This window comes from Rhodoferax sp. GW822-FHT02D07 (assembly GCF_058802405.1).
Window position 1 is genome coordinate 66,044 of record NZ_JBXAOD010000001.1, and the last position, 17,766, is coordinate 83,809.

Sequence of the window (17,766 nt, forward strand, 5' to 3'; positions counted from 1 at the left end):
TTGCGCCGTTGCACATGAAAATGGCATCCAGCCCCCATAGATAGTGCGCAAGCAGCCCCTGAATTCATAGCAAAAAGGCGACCCGCAGGTCGCCTTTTCTCTTTGGGTGCCCCGCTCTTTAGCGCTGTGCCGTCGCTAGGCGCAGCGCCAGACCCACGAACACCACGCGGGCAATCCGGTTCAGCACGCGCTGGGTGCGCAGGGAACGCTTGAACACCTGGCCAAAGTCGGCGGCGAACCAGGCAATACTGCTGAAGGTGAGCAAGACAGTGGCGATGAACACACCCCCAGTGCGGCGATCTGCAGCGCCACCTAGCCACGGACCGGATCGGCAAACTGCGGCAGGAAGGCTGGGAAGAAGATCGCCACCTTGGGGTTGGTGATGTCCATCAGCACCTCGCGAATAGGTCTGCGGCGCCCGATCAACTGCTGTTCTGCCCATAGTCTTAGCGGGCTATTTGTGGGTTTGGCTTTTCTGCATATGATTGGCGGTAACAACTTGTTACTTCTAGCCTGGCTGCTTGGATGCGCCCCAAATTCACCTTGCCGTACACCAGCCTTCATTTGCTGCACGAAAAGACTCATCAGCGTGGCTTCACGCTGATTGAGTTGGTCATGGTGATTGTGATCTTGGGGGTATTGGGGGCGGTGGCGATTCCGAAGTTTGTGGATTTGAGTTCGGATGCGCAGGTAGCGGCGACGCGGGGCGTTGCGGGGGGGATTTCCTCTGCTTCGGCCATTAATTATTCAAGTCGTAAAGCGAACGGGAGTCTCGGGTTTGCGATTACGCAGTGTGAAGATGCAGGCACTCTGTTGCAGGGGGGCTTGCCAAATGGGTACTCGATGGGGCCGGTGGGGTTTCCGACAGCGATTGGGCCGAATGTGACGATCAATTGCACAGTGACAGGGCCCAAGAGCACCACGGCCACTGCCACGATGACAGGCATTCTTTGAAGAAATAAGGGAGAACCATCATGCAAATCACAACCAAAGCCTTGGGCGTGTTGCTTGGTCTGAGTGCCATGCTCGGTGGGCAATCGGCTGCCGCCAGCACGATCAACTTTGAAGACCTGTCGAGCCCGCTGGCTGCAAGCAGCACTTCTTTGATCAGCTCCGGCTACCAGTTCACGACGACGGACCTGCACGGCATTTTTGACGCTGCGGGCTATGGGGCCAGCAATGGCACGCATTTTTTAGTCTACCGATCCAGCGGTGCCGGTACAGAGTCCTTCTCCGCGGTATCGGGAACGGCGTTCAATGTCTCCAGTCTGGATTTGGGTGGCTGGCACAACTTTGGCCCCACGCCGCTGGCGCTAGAGATCACGGGCTACCGGGCCAATGGTTCCAGTGTTTCCAGCACCGTGTCTGTGGCGTATGGGGCCTTTGAGTCCTATGCGCTGACGGGTTTTACCAATCTGACGTCGGTGCGGTTGGGCAGCTTTGCAGGCGCCTATCTGGCGGTCGACAACATCAATGTGTCGCCCGTCCCGGAACCCGAGTCCCTGGCCATGCTGCTGGCGGGCCTGGGCGTTCTCGGTTGGCAGCTGCGCCGCCGCAAGGTACGCTGAATCAGCCCGCCACCTGCAGCACGCGCAGCAGGCAGGCATCGCAGAGCTTGCGGGCGTTCGTGGCGGTGCTGGATTCGGCGTAGCAACGCAGCTCCGGCGCGTTGCCCGAGGGGCGCAGGTGCACGATGTCTCCTGATGCAAAGAAGGCGCGCAGGCCATCGGTTTCATCCAGCGCTTCCAGCGGGCCGGAGTGGGGCGCTAGTAGCTGGCTGATCAGCCCGGTGTCGTCTTTCAGGCGGGCGAGCAATGCCTGGCTGGCTTGGGTGGCAAAGTTCTGCAGCCGGTCGCTGGCGGTAAAGCGCTTGGGCAGTTTGTGGCCCAGCTCTGACATCTTGAGGTTGTGCTCCTTGGCGGCGCACAGCAGCGCCACGATGGGCAGCACGGCATCTCGCGTGGGCAAAGGCCCGAGGCGTTGGCCGTTGCGAAGCACTTGGCTGCCCAGTAGAAAGCCGCCATTGGCCTCGTAGCCCACCACTAGCTCGGCGCCCTGGGCCAGCGCGCTCTCCATACCGGCAATCACGTAGGGCGAGCCAATACGTGTGCGCACCACCTGAAGGAAGGCCTGGCTGCGCTCCAGCGCCGTGTTGCTGCTCACCGGTGTGACCACGGCTTGCGCCCGCAGATACTGGGCACAGATAATGCCAACCACATCACCACGCAGCCACTCTCCGTTTTCGTCGCCGATCAGTGGGCGGTCTGCATCACCGTCTGTGGAAACGACAGCATCAAAGTCATAAACGGCAGCCCATTCGCGCGCCCGTTCCACATCTTCGTGACGCACGGCCTCGGTGTCGATGGGGACGAACTCGTCCGAGCGTTCCAGCGGAATCACTTCCGCGCCCAGGCCGCGCAAGATGTCAGGCAGCACATCACGCGCCACACTGGAGTGCTCGTACATGGCTACCGTCGTGCCCGCCAAAGCCTCGCTGCCGAAGAAGGGCACATAGCGTGCCAGATACGCTTGGCGCACCGCGGGCTGCGGTTCTGGTAAGGGGGCTAGCTGCAGGTTCTTGGGCAGTCCCACCAAGTGGTTGAGCATGGCCTGCTCGTCCGCCTTGCTGATCTCACCGTCTTCGCGGTAGAACTTGATGCCATTGCGGTCAAAGGGGATGTGGCTGCCGGTGACCACCACGGTGGGCGCCCCGGTTTGCGCGCCGTACAGTGCCAATGCGGGTGTGGGCAGGGCGCCTGCATAGACCACTTCCATGCCGAGGTCTATGGCCGCTTGTGCACACGCAGCAGCGATGGCCGGACTGCTGGGACGCAAGTCGTGGCCCAGCACCACGCTGGTTGCCTTGGGCGCCACCGCCAGCAAAAACGCCGTGGTGTAGGCGTGGCACAACGCGGGTGTCATGTCGGTTACCAAACCACGCGCACCGCTGGTGCCAAAGGCCACGCCGGATTGGGTGGCGATCTCTTGCAGGGTCATTACATTCATGGGGTTGGCATCCTAGAAGGCGCTTGGAGCGGCGTCTATAGTTCCTTCAGGTTTTCATGAATATGGGCTTCTAGCCTCCGTCAATACTGCGCAACGCGCTTCTGTATTGATAGCATATAAAAATATCAGGGCTTTGGGGTGCGGAGAAAGTCTGCGTTGGCGCGCTCAAGTCCCTGGCGCAGAGGTGTCGCTGCACGGAATCCGGTCGCGTGCAGTCGGGACACATCCATCAGCTTGCGCGGCGTGCCGTCGGGTTTGGTCGTGTCAAACACGATCCTTCCTTCGTAGCCCACCACGTCCTGCACCAACTCTGCCAGTTCCCGAATGCTCAGGTCTTCGCCCACCCCGATGTTGACCAGTGGAGGCTCGAAGCGGCCACTCACGCTTTCATCACTGCCCAGCAGGGCAGCGTATGCCGCGTCCGGCAGGTTCATCAGGTGCACGCAAGCCGCTGCCATGTCCTCGCTGTACATGAACTCCCGTTTCGGCGTGCCTGTGCCCCACACCACTACTTCAGTTGTCCCAGTCTGCTTGGCTTCGTTGAATTTTCGTAGCAGCGCCGGAATCACGTGGCTGTTGCTGGGGTGGTAGTTGTCGCCCGGCCCGTACAGGTTGGTGGGCATGGCAGCCAAATACCGGGTGCCGTGCTGCCGGTTGTAGCTCCAGCACATTTCGATGCCGGCAATCTTGGCCAGCGCGTAGGGCCGGTTGGTGGGCTCCAGGGGGCCGGTCAGCAAGTCCTGCTCACGCATGGGCTGGGGTGCCAGTTTGGGGTAAATGCAGCTCGACCCCAGAAACATCAGCCGCTGGGCCTGGTTGAGGTAGGCCGCATGGATGATGTTGTTCTGGATGGACAGGTTGTCGCGGATAAAGTCCGCCGGGTAGCTGTTGTTGGCCAGAATGCCGCCGACCCTGGCAGCGGCCAGAAACACATAGTCCGGCTTCTCTTTGGCAAAGAATGCTTCCGTGGCACCCTGGTTGGCCAGATCCAGCTCGGCATGGGTACGCAGCAGGAGCTTGCTGTAGCCCGCAGCTTGCAGGTGGCGAACAATGGCCGAGCCCACCAGGCCGCGGTGGCCGGCCACGTAGATCCGGGCAGCCTTGTGCATGTGCGCCGTCATTGCCCGTTACTCGTTGTGGTCGTAGGTCTGGAAGCCAGCCAGCTGCACCATGGCATCGCGTTTGGCGCTGGTGAAGTCGGCTTGCACCATCTCGGCCACCAGTTCCCGGACCGTGGTCTTGGGGGTCCAACCCAGCTTCTCCTTGGCCTTGCTCGGGTCGCCGAGCAGGGTTTCCACTTCGGTGGGGCGGTAGTAGCGGGGGTCCACCTTCACGACCACATCGCCCACCTTGCATTTGGTCTGCTTGCCAGAGACGCCAGTCACCGTGCCTGTCTCCTGCTCGTTGCTGCCGCTCCAGGCCAACTGGATGCCGAGTTCGGCCGCAGCAAACTCCACAAACTGGCGCACGCTGTATTGCACACCGGTAGCGATGACGAAGTCCTCCGGCTTGTCCTGCTGCAGCATCAACCACTGCATTTCGACATAGTCACGTGCATGGCCCCAGTCGCGCAGGGCGCTCAGGTTGCCCAGGTACAGGCAGTCCTGCAGGCCCAGTGCAATGCGGGCGATGGCCCGTGTGATCTTGCGGGTGACAAAAGTCTCACCGCGCAGCGGGCTCTCATGGTTGAACAGGATGCCGTTGCACGCGTACATGCCATAGGCCTCACGGTAGTTCACCGTGATCCAGTAGGCATACAGCTTGGCCACGGCATAGGGGCTGCGAGGGTAGAACGGAGTGGTTTCTTTTTGCGGTGTTTCCTGTACCAAGCCATACAGCTCCGAGGTGGACGCCTGGTAGAACCGGGTTTTTTTCTCCAGACCCAGGATGCGGATGGCCTCCAGGATGCGCAGGGTGCCCATGCCATCGGCATCGGCCGTGTACTCCGGGCTCTCGAAGCTCACTGCCACGTGGCTCATGGCACCCAGGTTGTAGATCTCATCGGGCTGCACCAGCTGGATGATGCGGATCAGGTTGCTGCTGTCGGTCAGGTCACCATAGTGCAGCGTGAAGTTACGCTTGGACACATGCGGGTCCTGGTACAGGTGGTCGATCCGGTCCGTGTTGAAGCTGGACGCACGGCGTTTGATGCCGTGTACCGCGTAGCCCTTGGAAAGCAACAGCTCAGCCAGATAGGCGCCGTCCTGACCGGTCACGCCGGTGATGAGTGCAACTTTGGTCATACGTGGTGGTACGTGGGGCAAAAAGAAACGCCACCATTATCGGTGGCGCACTTGGGTCAAACGGGTGAAAAGCCGGGCGATTGGGGGGCACATTCTCGGGATGCGTGCTGCGAGATCACGTTGTCGCCAAGCAATCTATGGGAAATTGGTAAATGGACCGCGTGGATATTGAGCGAGCAGCTTCATTTTTGATAGCAATTTACGCCGGCAGATAACGCAGCAACAGGTCTTCGTACTGCTTCAGCACATGGGGCCAGGTGAATTCCTGCAGGTAGCGCATCTGTCCTTGCTGCCGCAGCTCAGTCAGCATGTCGGGCTGGGCCTGCACCTTGTCCATGCATGCGGCAAAGCCCTCCGCTGCGCTGAAATACACCGCGCCTTCGCCCACCACCCATCGGTTGAAGCGGTTGTCGTGCGCAATGACGGCATTGCCCGCCCCCAAAGCCTCTACCAAAGATGGATTGGTTCCGCCGACCTGGTGCCCATGTACGTAGGCGGCACTGTGAAAGCGCAGCGCCTGCACCACTGTCTTGTCGTAAATGGCCCCTACAAACTTCACTTCAGGGCTTGCCACCTCCTTGACCGCACGGTGGTACACGTTGGACTCCGCATATTTGCCGAGCACTACCAACTGCATGCCCCGGGGACTGGCAGAAAATCCCTTGACGATTTCCAGCAGCGAGTTCTCCGGCTCCGGCCGTGCAATGACGCTCATATACCGCCCGGGCTGCAGACCCAGTGCCTCCACCGGGCCCGTTGGAGCGCTGGTGATGGCGTCGGCCCCGTACGGGATGGTGGTGATCTTGGCGGCACGCACGCGGCTGGTCAGGTGCACGTTGATCTGCGGATGATCTGCCACAAGGTGGTTGCCCAGCCAGCAGCCGGCCCAATCATTGAGCCAGAACCAAGTCTTGGCCACAGGCCCCCACTTCATACGTGACCACTCGATGCCGTCCATGTTGATGACATTGGGAATGCCCTTGAGGCGCAGCAGCGCACAGAAAACCGCTGTGTTGTAGCCCAGTGTCAGGCACAAATCCTGATGGCGTGCGGCATGGGCTGTGGCCTGCCAGTCAAACACGATGGTGCCCTTGGGGCCTTCCTGGCTCACAGGAATACGGACGCGCTCCACACCCTGCCAACTGTCCTCAAACACCGGGCCTGTGCCGTCTTCCTGGCAATACACCACCACGCGCCAGCCTTGGGCGACCAGGTACAGCGACAAATATTCCGCAAAGGTTTCAAAGCCGCCGTGGGCGGCAGGCACGCCGCGGGTTCCGAGGATACGAAGGGTTTTTGGCATGAGTTGTTACGGCTTGCGATAGCCAGAGAGTGGGGGCTGGATGATGCGTCTGGACAAGAGGACGTGCCGATGCGCGAATCCACGTGATGTCAGGTTGCGTTGGAGAAGTTGTTCTTGGGCTTTGATCGCACGCTCACGTGCTGCGTGCGGGTCGGAAGACAGCGCCAGAATGGCCCGACGCAAGGCTGCTGCATCACCTTGGGCTACGTAGCATATGCCGCTATCGTCAATATATGTTTCCAGCCCCCCTGTCTGAGTTGCAATCACCGGAATACCAGAGGCGATGGCCTCAAGGATCGCAGTGATGCCGGACGCGTGCAGATTGGGCTTGAGTGGAACGGTGACGCAGTCTGCCCATCCATATGCCGAACGCACTTCTGCCTGCCTCATCACCTTTGCGCTGGTATTGGTCGCGGTAAAGGCTCTGGGCCAAGTGCCTGAGCCGACACGCAATTCGAACTCAGGATGCCCGCCTAAGGCTTTGTAGAGCGTATCCCAGTCCCTGTGGCGGTCATTTCCAAGAGCGAGCACGCGTATGGCTCTGCTGGGGTCAAAGCGTGTACGGGGCTTCTGCAATGGAAAGCTGTCCAGCGAGATACCAAATGGCACCACTTCCGTTGGAGTTTCGGAAAAAATGCCCCTGGCAATGGCCTCGTTCTTTGTCGAATGAAATGTTGCAACGGTTGCTTGTCGCAGCAGCAAGCGGTACAGCCAGCGCTTTGGACCCCAGAGTCCAGGCCACACATCGATCAACCAGACCGACTGGGCAATAACCGGAGGGGCCGGACGCGGACTCAGCAGACGCAATGCCGCTATCGCCAGGTGTTCGTACTCTGTGTGGGTCCAGATCACATCGTGCTTGCGGCCCAGCAGCTCGGAGCGATTTTTCCACGCATGCCTGACATCAAAGCCCAGCAAGCGCTTGACAACGCGATCCAGGAATCCTGCCAGCCCCGTTGGCGTTACTGTGGGGCGAGAGAAGCTGACTTCGGCTCCCAGCTCAGCGGCAAAGTGATAGCCATACGGCGTCTTGTCCGGCACTGTTCCATCAACAAAGTCTTTCCCCCACTTCTGGGTGTCCAGGTGGCGCGGCAACATGATGAAAACACGCAAACTCACACGCGCTCTCCGGGGGATATTGTTCCAGTCTGTGCATACCGTTCTGCAAAAAAGCGTCGATAGGCGGTCACCAATGTCCGTGCCGAAGCCGCCCAGCTGAATTTCTGAACCTGCGCAAGCCCCTGGGCCACGAGTCGTTCGATTGGCTGCGCAGGGTCCAAGGCACGGTTGATGCCAGCGGCGATGTCGGCAATGTCCAGGGGATCGACAAGAATCGCTGCGCCGCCAGCAACCTCGGGTAACGAGGTCGTGTTGCTGGTCACCACGGGTACGCCGCTGGCCAGTGCCTCTGCGACAGGCATGCCAAAACCCTCTGCGATGGCAGGAAACACAAATGCGCGCGCATTGCGCATCAACGCTGGCAGAACATCGTCCCCCACCTTCTCGAGGAAATGCACGCGATCAGCCACACCAAGCGCACTTGCGGCTGCCAGTGCAGGTTCGTAACCAAAGTCGCGTTGCCCAACACATACCAAAGGTGGCGCATCAGGACCCAGCTGTGCATATGCCTGGATCAGACGAACATGGTTTTTGCGGGGCTCCAAACGCCCTACCGTTAGCAGGTAGCCAGCCCTCTCAAGACCTAACTGGGCCAGGAGTTCCACCCCTGCGGCTCCGGGAAAGAAGCGGTGGAGATCAACACCGTTGTACACAATCTCGATGCGATCCGGTGCAATCCCGTATCGCGTGGAAATTTCGGTGCGAGAAAACGCACTGACGCTAAACAACAAACGCGAGAGATGTGCGGCAAGCCTGAAAGTTAATTTTGATTGCCATGTAAAAGTCTTGGGAAAGTATTCCGGGTGGCTTTCGAACAGCACATCATGGATCGTGCAGGCACATGGCCCTAGCGGTACGAAAGGAAGCCGATACTGCGTGTGCAACAAATCCAGCTTTTCACGCACTTGAAGCCAGGGTAGTTGCCAGCCCAGTCGTACCGGCCCGGGACGATGCGGCATGCGCACCGTGCGTACATGAGGCAAATCAAACTCCGGATGCTCTGCTAGCAGGCGTTCGGGATTGTCCAGGAACAGGATGAAATTTATCTCGGGGGCCATGCGCACTGCTTCTTTGAAGAGACCAAGCACATGACTGCGGCTCCCTTGAAATATCCCGTCGAAGGTGTGGAAGTCCACTCCAATCACCGGCCGGCGTGCACCGGGCCGCAGGGAGGTAGTGCGGTGCACGCTCATTCCTTGCTGCTCCCAAAAACAGAGCGCAACCGCTGCAAGTAAGCCAGACCATGGCGTTTGGTGGGCTCGATATAAGAACCCTCGCCGAACTCGTTCCAGCAACAAACCATGCCAATGCCTCTGGTCTTGCCCGGGTACGCCTTGATCACCGCCTTGGCTTTGAGCAAATGCTGCTCAAAACTATCAGGTGTTGACATCGAGTTGTCGTGCAAGGGGTCTTTGCCACTGCCACCCCATGGGCGCTTGTCCCAGCCAGATGTCATGGGGACAAAGTAGGGTAGCTTGCTGTTTTTCAGTATCCATTGCCATTGCATTTGGTAGCCGCTGTCCAACTCTTCAAAGCTATGTGAGTCTGCGGTACGCTTGTTTGCGTCTCCGGCAACACCAAAGTGGTAGTTGTAGGCAGTGAGTGCGTCCACACCGGATTTGGGTGCAAAGTCAAGCACCCAATAATCGGTAGCAGCTACGCACAACACAAAGTAAATCCCGGGTAACCCCAGTGCCTTGGCCCGGTCCCGTGCCATGTCCAGCATCGCGGCCACCGGCAATCCCAAATGCTTGGCTTGATCGCGCAACATATCCGGGGAAAAGATGGTCAGCACGGGTTTGCCGTCCAGGCGCAGGTACTCCGGGTTCTGCATGTGCCGGTTGAGCCAGTAGTCCACCAGGGCTTGCCATTCGACGAGTGTGCGGGGCTCCTTATTGTGGTTGGCCCAGAGCAGGTTGTACTGCACACGGCTACGTCCCGCAGACTGCAAGTAGGCGCGCAAAGACGACTCTGGCGCCGGGCGTCCGTTTTCCCAGTACCAGTCAAAGGTCACAAAATCAATGCCGTGGTCCGCCATCCAGCCCAACTGCTGTTCCAAGGTCTCACGCTTTCCATCGTGGTACCAACCCAGCAATGGCTCACGCTCCGGGTACGCCTGAATCGCTTGCCAAGGATCTGGCTCCTTGGGGCCCTTGGTATACGGTGACCAACCAGGGTAGTAGAAAACACCCAAGGTGATGTCGCGAGCAGCACTGGGGAGGCAGCAACACAGGAGCAAGAGGGCTAACCCCCACGCGGCACGGCCCTGGATCAATGCTGTTCTCATAACTGCTTGCCGAGTTTGAGGAGTAGCGAAGCTGCCGCCATGTGCTGAACTACCGGCCGTAGTTTCTTGATTTGGATTTTTGTGTGTTCCAGGCTGTCCAGTTGTCGACACACACGCAGGTACAACTGTTCTGCTGAGCACACGTCTGCAGGCTCCATCAATTGTTCTTGGCCCAAACCGAAATGAGCCAAGGCGCCGGCGAACTTTCCTTGATACTCCATGGCGAGTACGGGCACATCCCTGCCGAGGGCAGCGATCATCAAGTGCATGCGGCCTGTCAGGACAAAGTCGAAATGTGCACACATCTGCTTGACATCGGCCGCCGCATAAGGGCCTTGTGCCAGCATCACGCGCGCGCGTGTCTCATCCGGAAGCTGCGTATAAATGTCTGCCAGCATGGAAGGATCACTGGCATGGGGACGGAAGTCGTGGGGGACCAGCACTATGGTGGCGCCGCGCTCCGCTACCAGCCGCTCGATCGTTCTAGCTGCAGATTTTGTTGCTGCGAACCGTTGGGTTTCAGTGAGTAGCATCAGTGAGTGGGGCGACATGTTCCAGCCAATGACGGGGCCAGGTCCACGGTGTCCATCAGCCAGCCATGCGGCTAAGCGTGCCTCAACATCGCTGTTGGACGAAGGCTGCAGCAGATAGGCGAGATCGGACGTGAGCTCCACCCGTGTGTCACCGACTACTTTGGCGAGGCGATCGCGGGAAATGGCATCTCGGCAAAAAATGGATACCCCCTGAGGGAGCTTTCGGAAGGCATTGACTGTGGCTTGGTCAGGTGTTTCGTTGAAACTAAAGCTGCACAGGATGGACGGTACGCCGCGTGCAGCTGCGAAGCCAGCGACCTGGATGCGCAGCAGAGATTCAAACCGTGAATAGAAACCGTCCAGTGTGTCGGCTCCGACCACTATCAGACCGCGCGATGTAGTGATTTCCTTACCTAGGCGATGCGCATTTGCAAAGCTTCCCCATAAAGGAAGCGGCTTCAAAGTAAGGCCCTCTACTGTGGGTAAAGCGACGTTTGGGCGACAAAGCACTCGAGCGTGAGATACACCCGCCTCACGAAGCAGATCAATAAGCCCTCCAAAAAGGGCTTGATCACCCACGGAGCCTGTGATGGAGTAGGCATCGCCAAAAACTAAGATAAGACTGCCACGGTCGGGATCGGAAATAGCCGAGCGAAAGCTCCAGCTCAACAGTAGTTGATACAGCCGAACAGACATGCTGTCTTCGAGTCGAATGACTGTGTTCAACATTCTTTCAGAATTTTGTGCAGCCAAGCTTGGCAGCTTCCGACTAAGTTTCAACAACTGGTTCGGTGCCAGAAGAACTGCGAATCCAATAAAAACTGAGCCGCATGTAATGGCCCCGATCAAAGTCGTCCAAGCTTGGGGCATATTCCCTTGCAGCGCATGCGTCACCAGCGCGCCGACGATTGCGGCGCTTAGGGCAGCGAGTATTGGTTTGATGATTTGAGGTAGCAACTTCATGGGAGACCAACCTAACTTCGTGCGAAGACTGACAAAAATGAAAGGAACAGAAATCAGTTGGCCTATCAGCAGACTTGCCGCTGCTCCCTCCGGCCCATAGGGCAAGAGGAATAGCAAGGCGCACATGGAGGCCAGTGAGCGGACCAGGGTGTTCTTTGCAACCGATCCAGCTGCACCTGTTGCCTGCAGGGCGGCTCCATATAACGCGGTGAATGAACGTACGGCAATGAGCAAACATAGCAACTGAAAGGGAATCACAGAGTCATGCCATTGCTCTCCAAACACGGTCAGCACCAACGATTCTGCGGTGGCCGCAGCAAATAGAAACGCGGGGGCGACGACGAATGCGGCAAGCAAGGATCGCTCGCGCAGCGAGTTCAGCAAATCTCCGGAGTCGGCTTGGCGTCGTGCAAATATCGGGATGGACGATGCCCATAACGGCGCTGCAAGCAATTGAGTTGCCGCTGTCTGTGCCCTGGCCGCAACCGAAAAGTTGCCTACCGCCACAATGCCGAGATGGCGGGCGATGATGAGCTCTACAACGCGCGTTTCGACTAAATCCAAAAGCTTTCCAGCCGTAACGCGTGCCGAGAAACTCAATAGTTCGCGCAAAGCATGTGGGCTGAAAACTCTGTGCGGGCGCCAGGCTTCGCTGTGCCAGAGCACGGCAGTGCTGACCGCTTGAAACACCAGTTGCTGGAGCACAAACGTCCATACGCCCCAGTCTGCAATAGCCGCTGCAATGGCTGCGCCCCCGCTAAACAGATTGGCGAATGCTGTGCGGCGGGTGAGGGTCCGGTAGTCCAGTTCACGAAACAGCAGTGCTGCAGGCACGCTGTTGAGCGCCATGAAGACGAAAACCGGTGTGATGCCCATGATGAGTGGCGCGGAGTCCGGACTGTCGAAGGCCGAGGCAAAGTGGGGCGCTGCAATGAATGCGCCGAGGGTCATGATCAGACCCAGTAGCAACGTGGCCCAGAAGGCTGTGCTCAAATGGGATTCGGTGAGTTCCTTGCGCTGAACAATGGCGTGGCCAAATAACTGTTCGACAAAGATTTCTCCTAGGGTGATGAATACCATGGTGATGGCGAAGGTTCCGAACTCCGCAGGGGACAGAACCCGCACCAATACAAAGAACACGAGCAGCGATATTCCCCTGGCGGCCCAGTTCTGTATGTAAGCCCACAGCGTACCTGTGGCGTCTGATACGCGATTCGCTGTATTGGACTTAGCCATGGCTTGATACCGTGCGGGCTAGCACTTGGGCAACCTTGCTGGTCCAGGCGGATACGGAGAATTGCTGTGCTGCGCGTGCCTTGGCTGAGGTCGCTATGCGTTCGCGCAGGGGGGCGTCCGTGAGCAAATTGACGACTGCGTCTGCGAACGCGTCTGGATGGTCGGCAATCATGGCGTCCTGGCCGTGCATTGCGCCAATACCCTCAATGCCGATGCGAGTAGAAACCAGTGCACTGCCGGCCAGCATGGCTTCGACGGATTTGATCTTCACGCCGCCGCCGCTGACCATGGGTGCCACGGTAACGGTATTGGATGCATAGAATGTAGAAATATCGGGCACGAATCCAGCGAACTCAACACTGGGGTCATGGTTGGTGGTCAGGCTATTGGGCGCATGGCGCCCGGCCACCAGAAGGCTGGCGTTGGGCACTTGCTCTCGAACTTTGGGCCAGACCTGGGTCAGGAACCACGTCAGACCTTCCACGTTGGGTTTGTGTCCAAACGCTCCTGCAAAGCCTACCCGCATGGGGACTGGCAGGGAGGCGCTTTCCACAACCTGTGCCAGGGGAAGTCCGAGAGCTATGGGGGTTGTCTGCGGATTCATGGCGTGGAGCACGTTGGCGTCTTGTTCAGATAGCGTGAGAACGGCGGAGAACTTGGGGTACAACGCCGCCTCGTGGCGGGACCAGCACACCCAATCCAGGAAGGAGCGGAACTGGCCCAACAGCCCCTTGATACGTTGGGCCTGCCGAAAACCAGACAAGGTGTAGGCGTCTTGCACGTCCATGACGCAGGGCACTTCGTCACAGACAAGAACATACTGGGCCATTTGTGGAAACTGTATCCAGACCACATCCGGCTGGAGCTTCAGGATGCGGTCGCGCAGAGTGTCACGCATAGGGGGCAGCCAGCAAATCGAAGCAAGATGCGGGCGACGCAGCAGCAGGGAGCCCAGCGCGGCGGTCACCACTCGCCAGCGGTCAATTTGCATGGGAACGGTATCTACATGAGTGCAAACTTGCTTGAGTGCCTGGGTGCATTGCGCTTCCACATCGACGGGCAGGATGCCGGAGAACGAGAGGAAAGAAACCGCATGGTTTTGCGCTAATGTCGAAATTTGCCGATAGGTGAGTACGCCGCCTCCATTGCCGGAGTTCGGTCCGCACAGAAATGGGGAGAGGACCAGGATTTTCATTTCAGCCACTCTTTGCGCTCAATGATTGAAAGTGAAAACCCCAGTAGCAAGAGCACGGCAAAGAGAGCCGACTTGTTGAATGGTCCAGATATCAACCAAGAGGTGAACAGCAAGACGGCGACACAGCCCTGGACGACTCTTCCTGCAAACGGTTCGCTACCGGTTTCGTTTCGAGATGCGTCGGAACCGCGTTTGAAAACCCATGCCAGTGTGAGTAAATAAAAGATCAGCCCCAGGGCACCTGTCTTCACCAGGACATAGATGATTCCGTTGTGCAATATGGGGATGTAGCGCATGGGGCCTTCTCCCAGATTGAGGAAAACACCAAGGTCTACAAAGTGTCCAAATCCGCGGCCACCGAGCCAGCTGGAGATACCTCCGGCAGCATAGGATTTCAGCGCTCTGGCGCTTTCAAATCCGCGAAAGTTGTCGTTAATGCTTTGCTCGTCTTGATAGTCTGAGACAGTGAGTTCCTGCGCGGAACGCAGCAGTTTGCCGGTGAACGTCTTCTTCTCCATTTCTGTAGCTTTGGGCAGCAGTGACGCCACGGTGCCCAATACAGCGAGCGTGATGATGGCGAGCACCACGACCTTGACAAAGCGCGAACCGACCATGTAGCCGCGCAGAGCTACCCAGAAGACCATTGCCACCAATACCAATGTGCGGGAATAGGCCAAGCCGACGGAAGCTGCGCACATACCCAGCATGAACCAGCCCAGCATGGGGTGAATGGCAAAGGATTCGCGCCATTTTCCAAAGCGACCCAGCAATAGTGCGAATGCCAACCCCACGACAAAATTCCCGTTGCCTGCGATAGCTCGGACTTCGGTGGCAGGCAGGCTGAAAAGCGAGGGATTCAGTGCGAATTTTGAAAGATGATAGGAGGCAAGAATGAGTCCTGCGATCAACACAATACGCAGTGCGTTGCGCAGCAGTGGTGTTTGCGCACCAAAGCAGTAGCCGACCGTGATCACAACGACGGGGTTCACGAAGTACCAAGCATCCTTTAGGTAGGGGTAGAGCTCGTTCTCCAAGCCGGTCACCATACCCACGGCCAGCATGGCAAGAAAGCCCCAATACACCACTGCTAGTGATTTGGGAAGTGGCCGCTTCTTTGATATCCAGACGAATAGTGCCAAGAGAAGAAAGTATCCGTTCAGGGCACTGAGCAGCTCTACAGGAAGAACGGAGTTGGCCAGCAGAAGAAAGAGAAGTGAGTAAAGCGGCCAAGCCGCATACTTCAGGGGGACTTCAGATAACACATCCGGTGTTGTCGCCTTCATTTAGCGCGCTCCTGCAACAGGATCGACACCATGTAGAGCCTGACGGGTGAGGAAGCGACCTACGGAGAAATAGGCTTTGCTTTTTTCTGCAGCGATGTGATGGTCGCGTTGGCCCAGTTTCTGCAGCATGGCTTGCACGCTGAAGGCTATTGCTCGCAGGAAGAAAACTGCGGCGACACCAAATGATGTCATTCTTGCCACGGAATTTGAATGGTGCTTCTGCAGATACAGGCCATAAGAGCGCGCCGTGCGTTGAAGGGCAGACTCACCGATCCACGGGCGTCCAGAGCCTTCGTAGTGGGTGACCAGCGTATCTGCAGCGTAAGCAACTCGATGTCCGGCCTTGCGCACCCGTAGGCAGTAGTCCACATCTTCACAGTACATAAAGAAGGAGTCGTCTAGGCCGCGGAGTTGCTGCCAGAGTTGTCTAGGGGTGGCAAGACAGGCACCTGACACCCAATCCACTTCTGCATGGGACTGGTCGTAGAAAGAAGGATCGGACTCTATCCTTCTGAATATCGCTGGGACGAGATGTCTTTTCTCCAGGCCTATCCACGAGAGTACAAGTCTGATGGGGCTGTGATGAAGTCCGACGGAATACTGTTTTCTTCCATCGCCGTAGATCAGCCGCGCACCGACTGCCCCCGCCCCGCAACGCACCACTTGGTCAATCAGCGGGTCCAAGCCAGCATTTACTTTGGTGTCGTTGTTCAGCAGCAAAAGCGTACGGCCACTTGCGTGCTCTGCAGCCAAATTGTTTCCGCCCGTAAAACCCAAATTGGACGTCGATTCGACGTAGCGGATGTCCGCTCGGTTTTTCAGATACAGCTGGCTTCCGTCTTGTGATGCGTTGTCAACAACCACGATTTCAAAGCTGTATTTGCTGAAAGCGGTTTGAACCGACGTCAAGCATTCTTCGAGAAAACGAAGCCCGTTGTAGTTCACGATGAGTACAGAGACATCTGGCCTCTCTGTGTTGGAGATCGGCATTGCCTGCGTCATCGTTCTTCCGTAGTCGCTGCAGTGCCAATACTTCCGATCAGGAATCGACGCATTTCTGGCGATACTGCGGCCAACAGCGCATCAACAAAACTCTCCTGCAATCGGTAGGCATTGACTGGGTCACCGGACAAAGACGAAACGCGGAAAACCAAGCCGTCCGGAATCTGTCCTTTGAGGCCATAGCTGAGCTGGGCAAGTTTGGCCTGGGTACCGCCTTGCACAACCTGGTCACCAACAGTGGACCAATAGGTCAGGGGTTCTTTACGGTTGCCCAACTGCGTGCTGAGTTGCTTGACCGGAATGTGGCCAAAATCGGTATTCAGCACTGTTTTCGTTGTCGACTTCACCTGAAAGCCTTGTGCGGGATAACAGACATCCGGGAAGTGCAGTGCCAATCCATCACTCTGATTGGCTCCGTAGGCAATGGACAGCATCATCAGTTCACCCTTGGCATTCACATAACTTCTCGTGAGAATTTGTGAATAGAGTTTATTGAGGAGCTCAGTCTGCTGGGGGTTAACAAGTTGCCCCGATGAAAGGGGCAGGGCGCGCCATGTCCCGAATTGTTGGGGGATGTTCTTCTCCAATTCCACATCGCTGCGTGACTCTGCCAGAACGATGCGAGGCTTTGTCATGCTAGCGGTTGCCGCAGACATCACCATGAGCACCAAGATGCACCATTTTTTGACTGTGGGGCTCATACCAATGGCCTATTCTTCTGAAAAGAGCGATTGCGTAAGCCTTCAAATTTTTGTAAGGCACTGTCGAAGCTGATAATTAACAGGAGCGCGCTCAAAAACAACACCATGCCGGCAAAACCATGCAGGAAACCTTGGCCTGCTGCATCTCCAAAGTGATAGGTAATCAGGCTCAATGCCATCACGCGGATGACATTGGCAGTGAATGAGATGGGAACAATGAGCAGGGCAAGTCCTGCATTGCGAAAGAGAGAATCGCGGCGCACGATGTTCAGATACAGCAGGCCTAGAGCCTCTAGTGTCAACAAAGTGTGTAGTCCTGCGCAGGCATCAGCGACTAGCAGCATGTATTGGCCAATCTGAAGGATCACTCCATTCCGACCAATCGGGTAGCCCAGCCAGAACAGGACTTGTTCGGCAACATACGATACAGCCATCTTCATGGGCATAGTGACGGTGTCAACCACTGCGCCAGGTAAAGGGACCATAAACAGCATGAAGAACAAGGCAAACCATTGCGCCTTCACTGCTTTGGCGCTCAGATTGAGTAAAGCAATGCCAGTCAAAAGCCATATGACAGATCCAACTTCGAACAGCAGGATGTCTTGTGAGCGACCGAGTGTGTAGAGCAGCAGACCCACTACCAGTAGCGGCCAGCCCCACGCACTCGCTGGCTCGCCACGGCTGTTGGCCAACATGTCTGGCCAAGTTCGATGGATGAGCCAGCAGGAAATTGCGAGCACGATGGGGCCGTGCATCTGCTCATCCTGGGCCCAGATGCCCGTGAACAAGTCATACAAACTGGGGAGATACAGGATCCCAAGACCGAAGATGACTGGCAACCAGGCCCACAGCTCAGCCCACCGTGCCGGCTTACCGTGGTAGATACCGGGCATGG

At 57.5% G+C, this 17,766-nt stretch carries 16 protein-coding genes; 2 read left to right on the forward strand and 14 right to left on the reverse strand.

The genetic code is table 11. The features are described 5' to 3' along the window. Positions 1 to 118: 118 nt before the first annotated feature. Complete coding sequence (locus AC1RNN_RS00380; RefSeq protein ID WP_493086932.1) at positions 119 to 283, reverse strand: hypothetical protein; 165 nt, start codon at positions 281 to 283, stop codon at positions 119 to 121. Positions 284 to 525: 242 nt separating this feature from the next. Here AC1RNN_RS00380 and AC1RNN_RS00385 point away from each other — a divergent pair, with 242 nt between their 5' ends. Next, a complete protein-coding gene (locus AC1RNN_RS00385; protein WP_493086930.1) occupies positions 526 to 954 on the forward strand; it encodes a type II secretion system protein in 429 nt (142 codons plus the stop codon). Positions 955 to 974: 20 nt separating this feature from the next. Beyond that, positions 975 to 1,568 carry a PEP-CTERM sorting domain-containing protein gene (locus tag AC1RNN_RS00390; RefSeq protein ID WP_493086928.1) on the forward strand — a complete coding sequence of 198 codons (594 nt, stop codon included), beginning with the start codon at positions 975 to 977 and terminating at the stop codon, positions 1,566 to 1,568. Position 1,569: 1 nt separating this feature from the next. Here the strand turns inward: AC1RNN_RS00390 and AC1RNN_RS00395 are convergent, their stop codons facing one another. The 13 genes from AC1RNN_RS00395 to xrtB form a co-directional block, all read right to left on the reverse strand. Further along, the gene (locus AC1RNN_RS00395) at positions 1,570 to 3,006 is read right to left on the reverse strand and encodes a phosphomannomutase (protein ID WP_493086926.1); all 1,437 of its coding nucleotides are present in this window, start codon (positions 3,004 to 3,006) and stop codon (positions 1,570 to 1,572) included. A gap of 125 nt (positions 3,007 to 3,131) precedes the next feature. Then, positions 3,132 to 4,115, reverse strand: a complete 984-nt coding sequence (locus AC1RNN_RS00400; RefSeq protein ID WP_493086924.1) for a GDP-L-fucose synthase family protein — start codon at positions 4,113 to 4,115, stop codon at positions 3,132 to 3,134. 18 nt (positions 4,116 to 4,133) lie between these two features. Then, positions 4,134 to 5,249: a GDP-mannose 4,6-dehydratase gene (gene gmd / locus AC1RNN_RS00405; protein WP_493086922.1), complete on the reverse strand. Its 1,116-nt coding sequence runs from the start codon at positions 5,247 to 5,249 to the stop codon at positions 4,134 to 4,136. Between the two features lie 199 nt (positions 5,250 to 5,448). Continuing rightward, positions 5,449 to 6,552, reverse strand: a complete 1,104-nt coding sequence (locus AC1RNN_RS00410) for a DUF1972 domain-containing protein (RefSeq protein WP_493086921.1) — start codon at positions 6,550 to 6,552, stop codon at positions 5,449 to 5,451. 6 nt (positions 6,553 to 6,558) lie between these two features. Continuing rightward, positions 6,559 to 7,671: a glycosyltransferase family 4 protein gene (locus AC1RNN_RS00415; protein WP_493086919.1), complete on the reverse strand. Its 1,113-nt coding sequence runs from the start codon at positions 7,669 to 7,671 to the stop codon at positions 6,559 to 6,561. Next, positions 7,668 to 8,807, reverse strand: coding sequence for a glycosyltransferase family 4 protein (locus tag AC1RNN_RS00420; protein WP_493086917.1), 1,140 nt, complete (start codon positions 8,805 to 8,807; stop codon positions 7,668 to 7,670). The genes AC1RNN_RS00415 and AC1RNN_RS00420 overlap by 4 nt, the downstream gene beginning before the upstream one ends. A 53-nt stretch (positions 8,808 to 8,860) precedes the next feature. After that, entirely contained in the window at positions 8,861 to 9,865 is a 1,005-nt protein-coding gene (locus AC1RNN_RS00425; RefSeq protein ID WP_493086915.1) for a glycoside hydrolase family 99-like domain-containing protein, read from the reverse strand. Positions 9,866 to 9,954: 89 nt separating this feature from the next. Then, positions 9,955 to 12,690 (reverse strand): oligosaccharide flippase family protein, encoded by a 2,736-nt coding sequence (locus tag AC1RNN_RS00430; RefSeq protein ID WP_493086914.1) that lies wholly within the window; start codon positions 12,688 to 12,690, stop codon positions 9,955 to 9,957. Continuing rightward, positions 12,683 to 13,885 carry a glycosyltransferase family 4 protein gene (locus AC1RNN_RS00435; protein ID WP_493086913.1) on the reverse strand — a complete coding sequence of 401 codons (1,203 nt, stop codon included), beginning with the start codon at positions 13,883 to 13,885 and terminating at the stop codon, positions 12,683 to 12,685. The genes AC1RNN_RS00430 and AC1RNN_RS00435 overlap by 8 nt, the downstream gene beginning before the upstream one ends. After that, positions 13,882 to 15,168, reverse strand: coding sequence for a hypothetical protein (locus AC1RNN_RS00440; RefSeq protein WP_493086911.1), 1,287 nt, complete (start codon positions 15,166 to 15,168; stop codon positions 13,882 to 13,884). Before AC1RNN_RS00440 ends, AC1RNN_RS00435 begins: the two co-directional genes overlap by 4 nt. Beyond that, a complete protein-coding gene (locus tag AC1RNN_RS00445) occupies positions 15,169 to 16,170 on the reverse strand; it encodes a glycosyltransferase family 2 protein (RefSeq protein WP_493137289.1) in 1,002 nt (333 codons plus the stop codon). Beyond that, positions 16,167 to 16,871 (reverse strand): exosortase-associated protein EpsI, B-type, encoded by a 705-nt coding sequence (epsI, locus tag AC1RNN_RS00450; RefSeq protein ID WP_493086908.1) that lies wholly within the window; start codon positions 16,869 to 16,871, stop codon positions 16,167 to 16,169. The genes AC1RNN_RS00445 and epsI overlap by 4 nt, the downstream gene beginning before the upstream one ends. Then, positions 16,868 to 17,764, reverse strand: coding sequence for an exosortase B (gene xrtB / locus AC1RNN_RS00455; protein WP_493086907.1), 897 nt, complete (start codon positions 17,762 to 17,764; stop codon positions 16,868 to 16,870). Before xrtB ends, epsI begins: the two co-directional genes overlap by 4 nt. Positions 17,765 to 17,766 lie beyond the last annotated feature (2 nt).

Excerpts from the sequence above, each read along its gene's own strand:
- AC1RNN_RS00385 (WP_493086930.1), top strand. The coding sequence starts at position 526 with ATGCGCCCCAAATTCACCTTGCCGTACACCAGCCTTCATTTGCTGCAC.
- AC1RNN_RS00390 (WP_493086928.1), top strand. The coding sequence starts at position 975 with ATGCAAATCACAACCAAAGCCTTGGGCGTGTTGCTTGGTCTGAGTGCC.
- AC1RNN_RS00395 (WP_493086926.1), bottom strand. The coding sequence starts at position 3,006 with ATGAATGTAATGACCCTGCAAGAGATCGCCACCCAATCCGGCGTGGCC.
- AC1RNN_RS00400 (WP_493086924.1), bottom strand. The coding sequence starts at position 4,115 with ATGCACAAGGCTGCCCGGATCTACGTGGCCGGCCACCGCGGCCTGGTG.
- gmd (WP_493086922.1), bottom strand. The coding sequence starts at position 5,249 with ATGACCAAAGTTGCACTCATCACCGGCGTGACCGGTCAGGACGGCGCC.
- AC1RNN_RS00410 (WP_493086921.1), bottom strand. The coding sequence starts at position 6,552 with ATGCCAAAAACCCTTCGTATCCTCGGAACCCGCGGCGTGCCTGCCGCC.
- AC1RNN_RS00430 (WP_493086914.1), bottom strand. The coding sequence starts at position 12,690 with ATGGCTAAGTCCAATACAGCGAATCGCGTATCAGACGCCACAGGTACG.
- AC1RNN_RS00435 (WP_493086913.1), bottom strand. The coding sequence starts at position 13,885 with ATGAAAATCCTGGTCCTCTCCCCATTTCTGTGCGGACCGAACTCCGGC.
- AC1RNN_RS00440 (WP_493086911.1), bottom strand. The coding sequence starts at position 15,168 with ATGAAGGCGACAACACCGGATGTGTTATCTGAAGTCCCCCTGAAGTAT.
- AC1RNN_RS00445 (WP_493137289.1), bottom strand. The coding sequence starts at position 16,170 with ATGACGCAGGCAATGCCGATCTCCAACACAGAGAGGCCAGATGTCTCT.
- epsI (WP_493086908.1), bottom strand. The coding sequence starts at position 16,871 with ATGAGCCCCACAGTCAAAAAATGGTGCATCTTGGTGCTCATGGTGATG.
- xrtB (WP_493086907.1), bottom strand. The coding sequence starts at position 17,764 with ATGCCCGGTATCTACCACGGTAAGCCGGCACGGTGGGCTGAGCTGTGG.